13 protein-coding genes are annotated in these 16,453 nt (G+C 61.2%); 10 read left to right on the top strand and 3 right to left on the bottom strand.

Annotated features, from left to right (window positions below; genetic code table 11):
• Window positions 1-110 precede the first annotated feature (110 nt).
• The gene (locus ATY29_RS23140; RefSeq protein WP_097533148.1) at window positions 111-1,952 is read right to left on the bottom strand and encodes a peptidoglycan L,D-endopeptidase MepK; all 1,842 of its coding nucleotides are present in this window, start codon (window positions 1,950-1,952) and stop codon (window positions 111-113) included.
• 178 nt (window positions 1,953-2,130) lie between these two features.
• Window positions 2,131-3,675 (bottom strand): sigma-54-dependent transcriptional regulator, encoded by a 1,545-nt coding sequence (locus tag ATY29_RS23135; RefSeq protein ID WP_003566488.1) that lies wholly within the window; start codon window positions 3,673-3,675, stop codon window positions 2,131-2,133.
• 206 nt (window positions 3,676-3,881) lie between these two features.
• Between ATY29_RS23135 and ATY29_RS23130 the strand changes: the two genes are divergently transcribed.
• The 10 genes from ATY29_RS23130 to ATY29_RS23080 all read left to right on the top strand — a co-directional run bounded on the left by ATY29_RS23130 (window position 3,882) and on the right by ATY29_RS23080 (window position 15,383).
• Complete coding sequence (locus ATY29_RS23130; RefSeq protein ID WP_097533147.1) at window positions 3,882-5,735, top strand: M3 family oligoendopeptidase; 1,854 nt, start codon at window positions 3,882-3,884, stop codon at window positions 5,733-5,735.
• A gap of 398 nt (window positions 5,736-6,133) precedes the next feature.
• On the top strand, window positions 6,134-7,288 hold the full coding sequence (locus tag ATY29_RS23120; protein WP_003566497.1) for an aminodeoxychorismate synthase component I: 1,155 nt from the start codon (window positions 6,134-6,136) through the stop codon (window positions 7,286-7,288).
• Complete coding sequence (locus ATY29_RS23115; RefSeq protein WP_003566499.1) at window positions 7,285-7,914, top strand: aminotransferase class IV family protein; 630 nt, start codon at window positions 7,285-7,287, stop codon at window positions 7,912-7,914. The genes ATY29_RS23120 and ATY29_RS23115 overlap by 4 nt, the downstream gene beginning before the upstream one ends.
• 2 nt (window positions 7,915-7,916) lie before the next feature.
• Window positions 7,917-8,201 (top strand): YciI family protein, encoded by a 285-nt coding sequence (locus tag ATY29_RS23110; protein WP_003566501.1) that lies wholly within the window; start codon window positions 7,917-7,919, stop codon window positions 8,199-8,201.
• Between the two features lie 187 nt (window positions 8,202-8,388).
• The gene (locus tag ATY29_RS23105; protein ID WP_097533146.1) at window positions 8,389-9,840 is read left to right on the top strand and encodes a homospermidine synthase; all 1,452 of its coding nucleotides are present in this window, start codon (window positions 8,389-8,391) and stop codon (window positions 9,838-9,840) included.
• 171 nt (window positions 9,841-10,011) lie between these two features.
• Window positions 10,012-10,386, top strand: a complete 375-nt coding sequence (omp10, locus tag ATY29_RS23100; protein WP_003566505.1) for an outer membrane lipoprotein Omp10 — start codon at window positions 10,012-10,014, stop codon at window positions 10,384-10,386.
• A 201-nt stretch (window positions 10,387-10,587) separates the two neighbouring features.
• Window positions 10,588-12,558, top strand: coding sequence for a bifunctional metallophosphatase/5'-nucleotidase (locus ATY29_RS23095; RefSeq protein WP_097533145.1), 1,971 nt, complete (start codon window positions 10,588-10,590; stop codon window positions 12,556-12,558).
• A gap of 124 nt (window positions 12,559-12,682) precedes the next feature.
• Complete coding sequence (gene hemH, locus ATY29_RS23090) at window positions 12,683-13,717, top strand: ferrochelatase (protein ID WP_097533144.1); 1,035 nt, start codon at window positions 12,683-12,685, stop codon at window positions 13,715-13,717.
• Between the two features lie 169 nt (window positions 13,718-13,886).
• Window positions 13,887-14,924 (top strand): SPFH domain-containing protein, encoded by a 1,038-nt coding sequence (locus tag ATY29_RS23085; protein WP_097533143.1) that lies wholly within the window; start codon window positions 13,887-13,889, stop codon window positions 14,922-14,924.
• 3 nt (window positions 14,925-14,927) lie between these two features.
• Complete coding sequence (locus ATY29_RS23080; protein WP_003566512.1) at window positions 14,928-15,383, top strand: NfeD family protein; 456 nt, start codon at window positions 14,928-14,930, stop codon at window positions 15,381-15,383.
• A 14-nt stretch (window positions 15,384-15,397) separates the two neighbouring features.
• On the opposite strand, the gene ATY29_RS23075 is transcribed toward ATY29_RS23080, so the two are convergent.
• Window positions 15,398-16,393, bottom strand: coding sequence for a KpsF/GutQ family sugar-phosphate isomerase (locus tag ATY29_RS23075; protein ID WP_025417034.1), 996 nt, complete (start codon window positions 16,391-16,393; stop codon window positions 15,398-15,400).
• Between the last annotated feature and the right edge of the window lie 60 nt (window positions 16,394-16,453).

Below are 16,453 nucleotides of genomic sequence, written 5' to 3'. Positions count from 1 at the left end.
TCTTTTGGGTAGACTACACAAGCCATAACGACCGCCCCGCCGGTCGGAGCAGCCAAAAAGAAAAACCGCCGGATCGCTCCGACGGTTTTGATGTTCAGGTATCGGCCGGCTCAGTTCGTGTTGAACTTGCGCACTTCCATGAAGTTCACAGCCGTGCCGCTGAAGCGGGCCGGGTCGACCGAAGCGGTCTTGACGTTGAAGCCCTCGGCATACACGGCGGTCGGCTGGGCGCGCATCGTCCGGCTGACGAAGCGTGGCGCCTTCACCTGCTTGGAGGCCATTTCCAGACGGGCATTGGTCAGCGCCCACTGCGAAATCATCTTCTGCGTCAGCTTCGGCTCGGTGCGAACAGTCGCGCGGCTGGCGTCCGCCGCGGCGGCTTCCTTGTGTGTCGGGCGGCCGCCCTTGGTGGGCAGAGCCTGCGACACGGCGTTTTCGGCGGCCGGTTCATCAAAGCCGTCGCCGAAGCTTGCCGATTTTGTCATCGGCGCCAAGGCTGCGAGCTCGAGCGGCGGCTTTGCGGCGGGCGCCTTCTGCGTCATCGCGGCGTTGATTGCCTGCTCGACCGTCATCTCAGGCGCCTGCGCGGCAACCTGGTTTTCCCCACCCTTGTTCTGCTGGTCGAGCGCATCGGCGACGGCAGGAGACAGTCCGCCGTCCTGATCCGCCTCGTCGGCCTCTGCTTCCGGATCGGCATTGGCCGCAGCCAGAAGGTTCTCGGCAACGGCGGGGCGTTCGACCGGGGTCGGAACCGGCATTCCGGTCAGCATGGCAGGATCGGTGGATGCGACCTCAGCGTCGCCGGGCGCGCGGCGCTGGCCAAGAAGCGAGGGAACCGGGATGCTGTAGGCGCTGAGATCGGCGAATTGCTGCGGCTGGGCCTGATCGGCCGGAAGCGCTGCGGCAAGGGCCTGCTGGGCGGCATTACCCGAAGACGGTGCGACGAGCGCGCTCGCCACGTCGCTGCCGGCCGGCTGGTTGCTGAAGGCCGGGCGAACCTGCGGCACCGGTGCGTTCAGATCGGCGACTTCGGTCTGCTGCGGCTCGGCAGGCGCGGGCTCGGCCTTCGGCGGCGTCGCCTTGGCGACGGCGACAGGCGTCGAATCGTCGTTCTCGTCTTCCTGCTCGTCAGCCCCGCCGCCAAAGAGTGCTTCGAACAGCGTCTTATGCTTCGGCGCCGATTCGGAAGCGCTGGCGATTTCGATCTGCGTACCGCTGACTCGGCGCTTGTAGTCAGCCATCGCTTGCTGATAACCCGGCAGCGGCTTGCCGTCGGCCGGAATATGGATGGTGTTGCCGTTCGGGAAGAGCCGGACAAGCTCGTCGCGGCTCATGCGCGGCCAGGCGCGCACGCCGCCAACATCCATGTGCACAAAGGGCGAGCCCGATTTCGGATAGAAGCCGACGCCGCCGACCTGCATCTTCATGCCGATCCCGCGCAATGTCGCAAGCTTAACGTCCGGAATGAAGAAGTCCATCGCCTTGCCGAGCATGTGCTGGCTCTTTTCGGCGACACCCGAATTGCGCGAGCGACCACGCAGCATCTCGTTTGTACCCGGCGAACGGAAACCGCAGACGACGTTGATATAATCCCTGGAACCGCTCTGGCGATAAACTTCCCAGATCAGGTCGAAAAGGCGCGGGTCCATCTTCGTCGGCTGGTTCTTGCGCCAGTCGCGCAGGAAGCGGTTCAGCTGCTCCAGACCCTTCGGGTCGAACTTGCCGTTGCGCTTGTAGGTGATGACTGCTTTTTCGCCGGTATGGATGAAATAGAGCTTGAGGCTACGGGTGTCACCCGCTGCCTCAGAAGGCGTACTGACGAATACCGGTGAGGAAACCGCGAGCGCAAGAAGGGCGGCTGCTACCGTCCTTACTGCCTTTCCGCAGATGTCGGCGCACAACAAGCGCCAGCTCAAGCGCGAAGGCTTGGAATTCTCATTCAGATTCGGCAACTCGATCCCCGTCAGACAGACAATGTCCCGTACTGTCTCAGATGACTGTCAAATGCGGTCACACGATGGCAAAAATGCCACACATGATCAACCTTTTCTTTACATAGTGAACGAGCCACTAACAAGTGGTTTATGATCAGTAACAAATCGTGGTTGCCTTAGTCTTAACAAAAAGCCCTTAAGCCGCATCTTTCTGGGGATTATCGGGGTCTATGCCGTAATCTTTGAGCTTGCGATAAAGTGTGGACCGGCCGATGCCAAGTTTGCGCGCTACTTGACTCATCTGCCCGCGATAAAATTTGAGCGCGAATCGGATGAGTTCCTCCTCGACATCCGCAAGCCTGCGCACGTCGCCTGAGGGATTGACGCTGGCGATCGCGTTTTCGGAGGCTTCCGACAGACGGTGGTGCACCTCTCCCGAGATCGATGCCCTGAACTCCTCACCATAACTGTCGTCGGGATCGAGGCCGGTATTGTCGGCAACGAGGGCCAGGTGATCCACGACTTCGTATTCCGGAAGCTGGGCGGCGATCTGCGGGAAGTCCCCTTCCGTCAGCTCCGGCCCTTCGGCAAGAACGACCGCGCGGAAGATCGCATTTTCGAGCTGGCGGATATTGCCCGGCCAGTCATAGGCGGTCAGCAGCGCCAGCGCGCCTGAGTTGACCGTCATGCGGCGACCGTTCTTCTGCTCGCTGGAGAAGCGGTCGGCAAAGACGCGCACCAGATGCGGAATATCTTCCTTGCGCTTGCGTAGCGCCGGGATGGTAATCGGGAAGACGTTGAGGCGATAGTAGAGATCCTCGCGGAAATGGCCGTTCTTGACCTCCTCGATCAGATCCTTGTTGGTTGCCGAGATCAGCCGGACATTGACCTTGTGTGCGGTGCGCGCACCGACGGTTTCGATCTCGCCCTGCTGCACGGCGCGCAACAGCTTCACCTGCACCTCGAGCGGCAGGTCGCCGATCTCGTCGAGGAAGATGGTGCCGCCGTCGGCTTCCATGAATTTGCCGATATGGCGCTCGGTCGCGCCGGTGAATGCGCCCTTCTCGTGACCGAAGAGAATGCTCTCGACGAGATTGTGCGGGATCGCCCCGCAATTGACCGTGACGAACGGCTTGTTCGAGCGGTCGCCCCCGGACTGGATGGCGCGCGCCACCAGCTCCTTGCCGACGCCGGATTCGCCTTCGAGCACGACCGGAATGTTGGACTGAGCCGCTCGTTGGGCAAGATCGATGACACGAAGCATCGCTGGGCTTGCCGAGACGATGTCGTCGAAACCGACCGCGCCTGAGCGCGACCGGCGTCCGGCCCGCGCCTTCACCTCGCGCTGATCAAGTTTCATCGCATTCGAGATCGACGTGGCGATGCGTTCAGGCGAGACCGGCTTGACGACGAAATCGAAGGCGCCGGCGCGCATTGCCTGCACCACGGTCTCGATGCCGCCCTGCCCCGTCTGCACGATCACCGGGATCTGCGTGCCGAATTCGTGAAGCGCGTCGAGGAATTCGAGGCCGGTCATCTCCGGCATCATCAGGTCGAGCACGATGACGTTGAAAAGGCCGCTGTCACGCTTGACCATTTCCAAGCCGATGCGGCCGTTTTCCGCCTGGTGCACGACATGGCCGTGACGCTCGATTGCGTTTTTGAGCAGGCGGCGCTGCACCGGGTCGTCCTCGACCACGAGGATTTGCCCTGCTCCCTTGAGCTCATTGTAACCGGTCATTGTCGCTCCACTTCATGCGAAACCATGAAGCCACTCTGGCAGAAAGGCTTGAACATCCAGTTTTGAGAAATAATTGCATTTTAACGATCGGAACGGGTCATTTTCGTGCGGAAGCGAGGCCTTTCATGCGCCGAAAGGCCCTTGATACGCGGCCTTCTCACGCTTATTCAAACAGACTGTTATGAAAGTGGAGAGGAATTGCGCCCATGAAAATCAAGCTCCCGCACGCCCGCCTTCTCTTGTCGGCAGCAGCGCCGGGTGGGGCCGCCGATCCCGCGCTCGGCGCTCTGCCGGTCTGGAAGCTGCAGGATCTTTATCCCTCCGCCACCTCGACCGCCTTCGTTGCCGACATGGAAAAGGCCGGCAAAGCCGCAATCGCCTTTGAAGAAAAGTGGAAGGGCAAACTCGCCGAGGCGGCAACCAAGTCCGGGGCCGAAGGCATCGGCGCGGCGCTGAAGGAATATGAGGCGCTGGACGATATCATGGGCCGCCTCGGCTCCTTCGCCGGCCTCACCTATTTCTCCGACACCACCGACCCGGCAAACGGTAAGCTCTACGGCGACGTGCAGACCAAGATCACCGAATTTTCCGGGCACCTGCTGTTCTTCGCGCTCGAACTCAACCGCATCGACGACGCGGTGATCGATGCCAGCATGATCCATGACCCCGCCGCCGGCCACTATCGCCCCTGGCTGGTCGACCTCCGGAAAGACAAACCCTACCAGCTCGACGATCGGCTGGAACAGCTCTTCCTCGAAAAGTCGATGACATCGGCCGCCGCCTTCAATCGCCTCTTCGACGAAACCATGGCGGAACTGCGCTATGAAATCGACGGCCAAAAAGTGCCGCTCGAAGTGGCGCTGAACATGCTGCAGGAGAAAGATCCCGAGGTGCGCCGCAAGGCCGCCATGGCGCTTGCCGAAACCTTCAAGGCGAATATCCGCATCTTCACCCTGATCACCAATACGCTCGCCAAGGACAAGGATATTTCCGACCGCTGGCGCGGCTTCGAGGACATCTCCGACTCCAGGCATCTGGCTAACCGTGTCGAGCGCGAGGTCGTCGATGCGCTCGCCGCAGCCGTCCGTGAAGCCTATCCCCGCCTTTCGCATCGCTATTACAAGATGAAAGCGAAATGGCTCGGCATGGAGCAGATGAATTTCTGGGACCGCAACGCGCCCCTGCCGGAAACCTCCAGTGCGGTCATCTCCTGGCCTGAGGCCAAGGATACGGTGCTTTCGGCCTACGGCAATTTCGCCCCCGAGATGGCGGATATCGCAAGGCGCTTCTTCGACGAACAATGGATCGATGCCCCGGTCCGCCCCGGCAAGGCGCCCGGCGCCTTCGCCCATCCGACGGTTCCGTCTGCCCACCCCTATGTGCTCGTCAATTATATGGGCAAGCCGCGCGACGTGATGACGCTTGCCCATGAACTCGGGCACGGCGTGCACCAGGTTCTCGCCGGCGCGCAAGGGGCGCTGATGTGCCAGACGCCGCTGACGCTTGCCGAAACCGCTTCCGTCTTCGGCGAGATGCTGACCTTCCGCGCCCTGCTGGAAAAGACCAGCGACAAACGCGAGCGCAAGGCGATGCTCGCCCAGAAGGTCGAGGACATGATCAACACGGTCGTCCGCCAGATCGCCTTCTACGAATTCGAGCGTAAGCTCCACACCGCCCGCAAAGCAGGCGAACTCACCGCCGACGACATCGGCGAGCTCTGGCTCTCGGTCCAGTCGGAAAGCCTCGGGCCGGCGATCAACATTTCTGAAGGCTACGAGACCTATTGGGCCTATATCCCCCACTTCATCCACTCGCCCTTTTATGTCTACGCCTATGCTTTCGGCGATTGCCTGGTGAATTCGCTCTATGCCGTCTACCAGAAGGCCGAAACGGGCTTCCAGGAAAAGTATTTCGAACTGCTGAAGGCCGGCGGCACCAAGCATCACTCGGAGCTTTTGAAACCTTTCGGCCTCGACGCCACCAATCCGTCGTTCTGGAGCCAGGGCCTGTCGATGATCGAAGGGCTGATTGATGAGTTGGAAGCGTTAGATAGGACGTAAGTCTCGATTGAGGCCAGAAAGAGCGAATCTCATGGTGGGCTGTTGATCCGCCAGCAGCATTCTGCAACGTCCAAGAGGAATCATGACGGCAGCTCCCTCTCCCTCATTCCTGTGGCCTCAGGGCCTTGCCCGAGGGATGTCACAGGAATCCAGCGCGCCCAAGTCCTTAGGCACGGGAGGCTCTGGGCCTATCGTAAATAAGTCATTCACGGCGCAGACGCGCCGTGGCTGGATTCCTGTGACATCCCTCGGGTCAAGCCCTAGGACAGGAATGAGGGAGGTGGGTATTACTACGGTCTCGGCCAACCGCCGCGAAACCACGAACTTCACGTCGTCCGGCATCGCAGAGAACAAAGCCGTCGCCAGCGTCGGATAACCAAGCAAGATGCGGCGCAACCATGTCTGATCCCTGTATCCTCTTCCGCGACGACACATCAGGCCAGGTGATGTTTTTCGCCGAGCCGGCTGAGATCATCATCGCGCGGACGCGCGCCGAATTCTTCGCCGGCCTTATCAGAATGGAACAGGCCCAGGCCGAGGGCAAATGGCTCGCCGGCTATATGGCCTACGAGGCCGGATATCTCTTCGAGGAAAAACTCGCGGCCTTCGCTAACGAAAACCGCGAAACGCCGCTGCTCTGTTTCGGCATCTTCGACGCGCCGCAGCCGGACACACACCCGCTCGCCCAGCCAAAACAGCGCCTCGAAAACGAGGAATTCCTCACAGCTCCCAAAGCCGCCTGGGATTTCCCCATATATAAAGAGCGCTTCGACCGTCTTCACAATCATCTGCGGCTCGGAGACGCCTATCAGGCCAACCTCACCATGCCAGTCGAGGCCAGCTGGAACGGCGATCCGCTTACGGCTTTCTGGTCGCTGATCGAACGCCAGCCGGTCAAATACGGCGCACTTGTCGATCTCGGCGGCCCGATCATCCTATCGCGGTCACCCGAACTCTTCTTCCGCACCGATGAAGAGGGCTGGATCGAGACCCATCCGATGAAGGGCACGGCAAAACGCGGCGCTACGCCGGCCGAGGACGCCGAAATCGTCGAGGCCATGCGCAGCGATATCAAAACGCAGGCCGAAAACCGCATGATCGTGGATCTGCTGCGCAACGACATCTCCCGGATCACCGAGGTCGGCACGCTCGACGTCCCGAAACTCTTCGACATCGAGACCTATCCGACCGTCCACCAGATGGTGAGCCACGTGCAGGCCCGACTGCGCCCGGGCCTTGCGATCCGCGACATCTTTGCCGCCCTCTTTCCTTGCGGCTCGATCACCGGCGCGCCGAAGATCAGGGCAATGGAAATCCTCCACGCGCTCGAGGATGTCCCGCGCGACGCCTATTGCGGCGCAATCGGCATGATCTCGCCGACCGGCGCCATGCGCTTTTCCGTCGCCATCCGCACCATCACGCTTTTTGACGGCGGCCGGGCAATCTTCAATGTCGGCGGCGGCATCGTCTTCGATTCCACCGCCGAGGCCGAATATGAGGAATGCCTGCTCAAGGCCCGCTTCGCCGTCGGCGAGCAATGGATCGCACGATGATCGATTTTTCGCTGATCGAGACGCTGCGCTGGCAACCCGGCGAAGGTTTTATCCGCCTGCGTCTGCATCTCGCCCGGCTTTCCCGCTCCGCCCGCCGTCTCGGCTTCCCGCAGCCGATCGACGCCGTGGCGAGACTGGACGAAGCCGTTGCGGGCGCTCGCGGCCCGCTGCGGATCCGCCTGACCTTCGACGCCCAAGGCCGCATCGAGGTGACGAGCGCCGCCTTCGCGCCTCTGGCGCCCGATGCCACCTGGACCGTGCGCATCGCCGAGACCCGCCTTGATTCCGCCGATAAGCTGCTGCGCGTCAAAACCACGCGCCGCGCCGTCTACGAGGCCGCACGCGCCGAATATTCCTCGGCGCAAGCCGATGAAGTTATCCTGTTGAACGAGCGCGGCGAGGTCTGCGAGGGCACAATCACCTCCATCTTCCTGGATGACGGAACCGGCATTCTGCGCACTCCGCCGATCTCCTGCGGCCTGCTTGCCGGCGTGCTGCGCACCGAGCTCATCTGCGCGCGCAAGGCCCGCGTCAGCCGGCTGACGCTTGCCGATCTCGATGCCGGCGCGCTGTATATCGGCAACTCGCTGCGCGGCCTAATCCGCGCCAACCTTATCAGGAACTGAGCATGTTCATCCTCTCCCTCACCTATCTCAAATCCAATGACGAAGCCGACCGGCACATGGAGCCGCACATGGCCTGGGTGAATGAAGGTTATGCCAAGGGCTGGTTCCTCGCCTCCGGCCGCAAGGTGCCGCGCACCGGCGGCGCGATCTTCGCGATCGGCGACCGCACCACCATCGAGGCCTATGTCGCCGCCGATCCCTTCACCACCCACGGCGTCGCCGCTTACCACATCACCGAGCTTGCCGTGACGACGACGGTAGAAGGACTGGAAATCCTGAAGCGCTGAAATTTTTGCAGCAGGCCGGGCAGATTCTCGCCGCCATCTCGCCCGCCCGATATTTGAGCTTTCCCCCTCAACACTCTTTATTGTGACGCCGATTTGTGGTTAGAGCCGGTCACCTCGCAATTTCTGCGGCAATTTCAAAAGAATTCTTCGGGCTCTACGCCTTCGTCCTCTTCCACAGGAGAAAAGAATGACGGAACAGAACTATCCGGTATATGCCGAAATCACCGGTCCGATCGTGATGATCGGCTTTGGCTCCATCGGCCGCGGCACCCTGCCCCTGATCGAGCGCCATTTCAAATTCGACAAGAGCCGGATGGTCGTCATCGACCCGCGTGAAGAGCCCTCCGACATGGAGATCCTGAAGAAGCACGGCGTTCGCCACATCAAGGAATATGTCACCAAGGAAAATTACAAGGAACTGCTGAAGCCGCTGCTGACGGAAGGCGAGGGCCAGGGCTTCTGCGTCAACCTCTCGGTCGACACCTCCTCGCTCGACATTATCAAGCTCTGCCGCAAGCATGACGTACTCTACGTCGACACCGTCGTCGAACCCTGGCTCGGCTTCTATTTCGACAAAGGCATGAGCAATGCCGACCGCACCAACTATGCGCTGCGCGAAACCGTGCGCAAGGAAAAGGCGAAGAACCCAGGCGGCGCTACTGCCGTTTCCACCTGCGGCGCCAATCCGGGCATGGTCTCCTGGTTCGTCAAGCAGGCACTCGTCAACCTTGCCAACGACACCGGCCTGAAGTTCGAGGAACCGGACCAGCACGATCGCGAAGGCTGGGCCAAGCTGATGAAGAAGCTCGGCGTCAAGGGCGTCCACATCGCCGAGCGCGACACCCAGCGCACGAAGCATCCGAAGCCGCTCAACGTCTTCTGGAATACCTGGTCCGTCGAAGGCTTCATCTCCGAAGGCCTGCAGCCGGCCGAACTCGGCTGGGGCACCCATGAAGAGTGGATGCCGAAGAACGCCAAGAAGCACAAGAAAGGCAACAAGGCGGCAATCTACCTGGAGCAGCCGGGCGCCAACACCCGCGTGCGCACCTGGTGCCCGACGCCCGGCCCGCAATATGGCTTCCTCGTCACCCACAACGAGTCGATCTCGATCGCCGATTTCTTCACCGTTCGCGACAAGGACGGCGAAGTGACCTTCCGCCCGACCTGCCATTATGCTTACCATCCGGCCAACGACGCCGTGCTGTCGCTGCATGAAATGTTCGGCAATGGCGGTACTGCCCAGCCGGTCCATCACGTTCTCGACGAGGACGAGTTGGAGGACGGCATCGACGAACTCGGCGTCCTGCTCTACGGCCATGAAAAGAATGCCTATTGGTATGGCTCGCGCCTGTCGCTCGAAGAAACGCGCCGCATCGCACCCTACCAGAACGCCACCGGCCTGCAGGTCACATCAGCCGTTCTCGCCGGCATGGTCTGGGCGCTGGAAAACCCGACTGCCGGCATCGTCGAGGCCGACGAAATCGATTACAAGCGCTGCCTCGAAGTGCAGATGCCCTATCTCGGCCCGGTCGAGGGACATTACACCGAATGGACCCCACTCGACGGCCGCCCGGGCCTCTTCCCGGAAGAGATCGACACCAAGGATCCATGGCAGTTCAAGAACATTCTTGTTCGCTAAGATCGCTGGCGCAACCCTGAAGATGCCCGCCGTAAGGCGGGCATTTTTGTAACGCCGGCTGTCTAAATGCCGCTCGTCGCCCCTCCAAGGCTTGCCTTCGCGGCGGGCGCGCGCCATGTTTTGCGCGAACTTGGCGGGTGTCCGCCGCGCCGATTCGCCGGGAGAAGCCTTATGAAAATCAGAACTGCTCTTGTTCTTGTCGGTGCAGCGGCCACTCTTGCCGCTTGCGTTTCATCAGGACCGCAACAGCGACCGATCGCGGTCGCGCCGCCTGCAACAAATTCTGTTGAAGGCGAATGGACGGATGCCAACGGCTTGACCTCCGCCTTCACCAATGGACAATTCGTAACCCGCACCAGCGACGGAACGAACACGCAGATGGCGTCGGGAACATATACAACAACCCCCGACGGGATCATTCAGATAAACCTTTACTCGAATGTTAAGCGGACGACTTCCCTGGTTAATTGCGCCATGAGCGGCACGAGCCAGCTGAATTGTACGACTGCAGCGAATTCGCAGTTCACGCTTACACGTCGTTTGTAATGCTTCAATATGGCCCTGCAAAAGCTCCCACTCGGGAGCTTTTTGTATTGCGGGCTCTTGGAAAGCGCAGCAGCAAACCCAGCTTCCCTCTTGCGACTATGCGTCGTTTGTTGAAACATCGGCACGCGGGAAACCGCCTGACACCACGTTAGGGATCGGCGAGGATCAGGGGGATCTTTCGCCTCAATCAGGAGAACAGGGATGACGAAGTCTTTCAGCTTCGGTCTTTTGACCGCGTCCATGCTGGCGCTGAGCGCGGGCGCCGCCTTTGCGGATTACGAACTCAATATTCTTCATATCAACGATTTCCATTCGCGCATCGAATCGATCAACAAGTTCGACTCCACCTGCTCGGCCGAAGAGGAAGGCAAGAATGAATGCTTCGGCGGTGCTGCCCGCCTGAAGACCGCGATCGACCAGCGCCGTCAGGCGCTATCCGGCAAGAACGTTCTCCTGCTGAATGCCGGCGACAATTTCCAGGGCTCGCTGTTCTACACGACCTACAAGGGCGCCGCCGAAGCCGAATTCCTGAACCTGATGAAGTTCGACGCCATGACCGTCGGCAACCATGAATTCGACGACAGCGAGGACGGGCTTGCGACTTTCCTCGACAAGGTGCAATTCCCCGTCGTGACGGCAAACGTCAAGGCAACGGCCGCCTCCAAGCTCGGCGACCGCATCAAGCCGTCGCTGGTGCTGAATGTTGGCGGCCAGAAGATCGGCATCGTTGGCGCCGTGACCAACGATACGGCAGAACTTTCCTCCCCCGGCCCGAACGTCACGATCGCTGATGACGTCCAGACGATTACGTCAGCCGTTCAGGATCTGAAGGGCCAGGGCGTCAACAAGATCATCGCGCTCACCCATGTCGGTTATCCCCGCGATCTCGCTCTGATCGCCAAGATTCCGGACGTCGATGTCGTCGTCGGCGGCCACTCCCATAGCCTGCTCTCCAACACCGATCCGAAAGCTGAAGGCCCTTACCCGACGATGGTCGACAATCCGGGCGGCTACAAGGTGCCGGTCGTCCAGGCCGCCTCCTACAGCAAATATCTCGGCGATCTCACCGTCAATTTCGACGATAACGGCGTCGTCAAGGATGCCAAGGGCGATCCCATCCTGATCGATTCCACCTTCACGCCCGATCCGGCTGTCATTGCCCGCATCGCCGAACTGGCTAAACCGATCGAGGAACTGCGCAAGAAGGTCATCGGCAGCTCCGAAACCCCGATCGAGGGCGACCGCAAGGTCTGCCGCGTCAAGGAATGTTCGATGGGCAATTTGGTGGCCGACGCGATGCTCGATCGCACCAAGAACCAGGGCGTTACCATCGCCGTCCAGAACGGCGGCGGCCTGCGCGCCTCGATCGACGGCGGCGAGGTCACCCAGGGCGAGGTCATCACCGTCCTGCCTTTCCAGAACACGCTCGCAACGTTCGAGCTGACCGGTGCCGATATCGTCAAGGCGCTCGAAAACGGCGTCAGCCAGATCGACCAGGGCGCCGGCCGCTTCCCGCAGGTCGCCGGCCTCAAATTTTCCTTCGATCAGTCCAAGCCTGTCGGCAGCCGCGTGACCGATGTCCAAGTGAAGGATGGCGACAACTTCGTTCCGATCGCTCCGGCCAAGAGCTATAAGATCGCCACCAACAACTTCATGCGCTCAGGCGGCGACGGCTACTCGATCTTCAAGGAAGGCCAGAACGCCTATGACTTCGGCCCGGATCTTGCCGATGTGACCGCCGGATATCTGGCCGCCCATTCGCCCTACAAGCCCTATACCGATGGCCGCGTCACAGAAATCGGTGCAACCGTAGCACAGGCGCCCGCTGCCGAACCGGCTGCTCCTGCGCCGTCAGCACGCGCACCGACAAGCGAAGTTGCTCCCGCTCCTGCGGCACCAGCCGCTCCCGCACCGGCCGCCGAGCCTGCCCCTGCCCCGGCCTCGCCGGCAGCACCCGCGCCTGCTGCGGAGCCGACACCGGCGCCGGCAGCTTCCGCCCCTGCCGCAACGACGCCTTCCACCCACGTCATCGCCGCTGGCGACACCTTCTGGGATCTCGCCGTGACCTTCTATGGCGACGGCACGTTATGGCGGAAGCTTTCGGAGGCCAACGGCAGCCCGAACCCGCGTCACCTGACGGTCGGCAAGGAGATCGAGGTCCCCGCCAAGTAAGACGATTTGTCCCGATGCCACTCGCCGGTCCGGGCTTTCCCGGGCCGGCTTTTCTTTCTATAGGGTGAACCACGATCTCCAAGCTGCGTATGAGCCGACGAGACAGAAGAGCGTTGGGGCCAGAATGACAGCAGATATTTCACTTCGCCCGGCAGACCATCCGGCCGTCAAGTCAGGCAAGGTCGGCGTCCTGCTGGTCAATCTCGGCACGCCCGATGGCACCGACTACACGTCGATGCGCCGCTATCTCCGGGAATTCCTGACCGATCGCCGCGTCATCGAATGGTCGCCGTGGAAGTGGTATCCGATCCTGTTCGGCATCGTGCTCAACACCCGCCCACAGAAGGTCGGCAAGGCCTACGAGCTGATCTGGAACAAGGAGAAGAACGAGAGTTACCTCCGCACCTACACCCGCAACCAGTCGGAGCGGATGGCCGAACGCCTGAGCGATCTTGATCACGTCAAGGTCGACTGGGCAATGCGCTACGGCACGCCGTCGATCGCCTCGCGCATCGAGGCGCTGAAGCAAGAGGGCTGCGATCGTATCGTTCTCTTCCCGCTCTATCCGCAATATGCGGCAGCAACGACCGCCACCGTCAACGACAAGGCCTTCCAGAAGCTGCTCTCGATGCGCTGGCAGCCGGCGCTACGCACCGTACCCGACTATCATGACGACGAGGCCTATATCGAGGCTCTCGCAAAGTCCGTCGAGAAGCATCTTGCGACGCTCGACTGGCAGCCGGAAATGCTGCTCGCCTCCTTCCACGGCATTCCGATGTCGTACTTCAAGCAGGGCGATCCCTACTACTGTCAGTGCCAGAAGACCGGCCGGCTGCTGCGCGAGCGGCTGGGGCTCACCAAGGAAAACTTCATGGTCACCTTCCAGTCCCGCTTCGGGCCCGAGGAATGGCTGCAGCCCTACACCGACAAGACGGTGGAAAGCCTCGCCAAGAACGGCATCAAGCGCATTGCCGTCATCAATCCCGGTTTCGTCTCCGACTGTCTGGAAACGCTGGAAGAGATCGCCGAACAGGCGGCCCATTCCTTCCACGAGAATGGCGGCGAGAAGTTCGCCCATATCCCCTGCCTCAACGACGGCGAGGACGGCATGAAGGTGCTGGAAAAGGTCGTTCGCCGCGAATTGCAGGGCTGGATCTGAGGGCCCTTCCCGGAAACGGCGCCCACCGGGTCTCCCGAAAAATCCTACGGACACCCAACCATTCATTCACTTGGAGGTTGTGCATCCGGAGGTCATTTCTTCCTCGCCAATAACATGCTAACTCACCACATCAGTGTATAGGCGCATGCGCCGTTGGGAGGGGTTTTTCATGCTGTTCGGCGGCTTCGACATTGTCGTAATCGTGCTGGTTATCTTCGTCATCCTGGTGCTCTTTGCCGGCATCAAGACCGTGCCGCAGGGCTATCGCTATACGATCGAGCGCTTCGGCCGTTATACCCGCACGCTGGAGCCTGGCCTTAATCTCATCACCCCCTTCATCGAGCGCGTCGGCGCCCGGTTGAACGTGATGGAGCAGGTGCTGAACGTCCCCACCCAGGAGGTGATCACCAAGGACAATGCCTCGGTTTCGGCCGATGCCGTCGCCTTCTATCAGGTGTTGAACGCCGCCCAATCCGCCTATCAGGTTGCCAACCTCGAAAACGCCATCCTCAATCTGACCATGACCAATATCCGCTCGGTCATGGGCTCGATGGATCTCGACGAACTGCTCTCCAACCGCGATGCGATCAACGACCGGCTGCTGCGCGTCGTTGACGAAGCCGTGCAGCCCTGGGGCATCAAGGTCACCCGCGTCGAAATCAAGGACATCCAGCCGCCGCGCGATCTCGTCGATGCGATGGCCCGGCAGATGAAGGCCGAGCGCGAGAAACGCGCCCAGGTGCTGGAGGCCGAAGGCTCGCGCAACGCGCAGATTCTCAGGGCCGAAGGCGCCAAGCAATCCGCCATCCTGCAGGCCGAAGGCCAGCGCGAGGCCGCCTTCCGCAATGCCGAAGCCCGCGAGCGCCTGGCCGAGGCCGAAGCCAAGGCGACGAAGATGGTTTCCGAAGCGATTGCCGCCGGCGACATTCAGGCGATCAACTATTTCGTCGCCCAGAAATACACCGAGGCACTGACCTCGATCGGTTCGGCATCCAATTCCAAGATCGTGCTGATGCCGATGGAAGCCTCTTCCATCCTGAGCTCGCTCGGCGGCATCGGCGCCATTGCCCGCGAAGTGTTCGGCGATGCCGGCAACGGTCCAACCTCTCCGCCGCTGCCACCGCGTCCCCGCCCCGCCCCGGTCCGGACGACGCCGCCGATCAATCCGCCGAACCCCAACCCCTTCAACCCTGATCCGGAGCGGTAAGCCATGCTGGCGAAGATCGTTGCCGAACTCGGTCCGTGGAGCTGGTGGGTCGCAGGCTTGGTGTTGCTCGCCGCCGAAATGATCGTGCCCGGCTTCTTCCTGGTCTGGATCGGCCTTGCCGCCCTGATTGTCGGAGCGCTGTCACTCATCTTCTGGGACAGCGCCTTCTGGGTCTGGGAATTGCAGGCGATCCTTTTTGCGCTGCTCGCCGTCGCCACGACCTTCGCCGGTCGCCGGCTGACGCTGCGCAATTCGACGACCGACGAGCCCTTCCTCAATCAGCGCGGTGCGAGCCTCGTCGGCCGCACGGCGACGCTGCACGAGCCGATCCGCGAGGGCCGCGGCCGCATCCGCCTCGACGATACGCTATGGCAGGTGATGGGACCCGACCTGCCGGCGGGAACCCAGGTGAAGGTGGTGTCGAGCAACGGCCGCGACCTGACAGTCGAGCCCGTCTGATCAAATGACTCTGATCAGGCGACGCCGATCCGCAGCAGATCGTGGAAATGCACCAGCCCGACCGGCCTGTTGTCGTCGTCGATGACGATCAGCGCGCCGATGTGATGCTGGTTAAGTAGCGCCAGCGCGGCGGTCGCCAGCACCGTCGGCTTCACCGTCTTCGGCGTCTTGGTCATGATGTCGTCGACGGCAAGCACGGCAAGATTGCGCGACAGATTGCGCGCCATATCGCCTTCGGTGACGATACCGCAGAGCCGCCCATCCTCATCGAGCACGCCGACGCAGCCGAAATGTTTGCGCGACAGCACCGTGACCGCCTCCGGCATCGGTGTGCCCTTGGCAACGAGCGGCAGCTTCTCACCGGTATGCATGATATCGGCGACATGCATCAGGCTCGCGCCGAGTTTTCCACCGGGATGGAAGACGTGGAAATCGGTGGCGGAAAAGCCCCGCGCTTCGAGCAGCGCCACTGCCAGCGCGTCGCCGATCGCAAGCTGCATAATAGCCGAGGTTGTAGGCGCCAAGCCGTGCGGGCAAGCTTCCGTTTCCTTTGGCAGCTTCAATACGATATCGGCAGCTAGGCCGAGGCTCGATTCCTCAGCATAGGTAATAGCGATCAGGGGAATGGAAAAGCGCCTCGAATAGGAGAGGATCGCCTTCAGTTCTTGCGCCTGCCCGCTCCAGGAAACGGCGATGATTGCATCACCTTGGCCGATCATGCCGAGATCGCCGTGATTAGCCTCGGCCGCATGCACGAAGAATGCGGGCGTGCCCGTTGAAGCAAGGGTTGCGGCAATCTTAACGCCGATGTGCCCGCTTTTACCGACTCCGGTGACGATGACACGCCCAGTGATGTCGCCTATGACTTCGACAGCGCGGGTGAAGGGACCGGCCAATCCATTATCGAAGGCCTGTTCGAGCGCTTCAAGACCGCGTCTTTCGATCTCTATCGTGCGTTTTGCCGATTCGAGCACGCTGTTTTCGACGAGGTTTATCGCTCTTCTGTTCATGAAAATGCGTTAGACCTTTTCACTTTCCAAGTCCACCCCGCACTCTTTCCGAAATGTGAA

Source organism: Rhizobium hidalgonense (assembly GCF_002914525.1).
GTDB lineage: Bacteria > Pseudomonadota > Alphaproteobacteria > Rhizobiales > Rhizobiaceae > Rhizobium > Rhizobium hidalgonense.
The sequence above is the reverse complement of the archived record's forward strand: the minus strand, read 5'-3'. Positions and strand labels throughout refer to the sequence as shown.

Coding starts and splice junctions, on each gene's coding strand:
- hemH (WP_097533144.1), top strand. CDS start 12,683: ATGACAGCAGATATTTCACTTCGCCCGGCAGACCATCCGGCCGTCAAG.
- ATY29_RS23130 (WP_097533147.1), top strand. CDS start 3,882: ATGAAAATCAAGCTCCCGCACGCCCGCCTTCTCTTGTCGGCAGCAGCG.
- ATY29_RS23105 (WP_097533146.1), top strand. CDS start 8,389: ATGACGGAACAGAACTATCCGGTATATGCCGAAATCACCGGTCCGATC.
- omp10 (WP_003566505.1), top strand. CDS start 10,012: ATGAAAATCAGAACTGCTCTTGTTCTTGTCGGTGCAGCGGCCACTCTT.
- ATY29_RS23085 (WP_097533143.1), top strand. CDS start 13,887: ATGCTGTTCGGCGGCTTCGACATTGTCGTAATCGTGCTGGTTATCTTC.
- ATY29_RS23095 (WP_097533145.1), top strand. CDS start 10,588: ATGACGAAGTCTTTCAGCTTCGGTCTTTTGACCGCGTCCATGCTGGCG.
- ATY29_RS23120 (WP_003566497.1), top strand. CDS start 6,134: ATGTCTGATCCCTGTATCCTCTTCCGCGACGACACATCAGGCCAGGTG.
- ATY29_RS23110 (WP_003566501.1), top strand. CDS start 7,917: ATGTTCATCCTCTCCCTCACCTATCTCAAATCCAATGACGAAGCCGAC.
- ATY29_RS23115 (WP_003566499.1), top strand. CDS start 7,285: ATGATCGATTTTTCGCTGATCGAGACGCTGCGCTGGCAACCCGGCGAA.
- ATY29_RS23080 (WP_003566512.1), top strand. CDS start 14,928: ATGCTGGCGAAGATCGTTGCCGAACTCGGTCCGTGGAGCTGGTGGGTC.
- ATY29_RS23075 (WP_025417034.1), bottom strand. CDS start 16,393: ATGAACAGAAGAGCGATAAACCTCGTCGAAAACAGCGTGCTCGAATCG.
- ATY29_RS23135 (WP_003566488.1), bottom strand. CDS start 3,675: ATGACCGGTTACAATGAGCTCAAGGGAGCAGGGCAAATCCTCGTGGTC.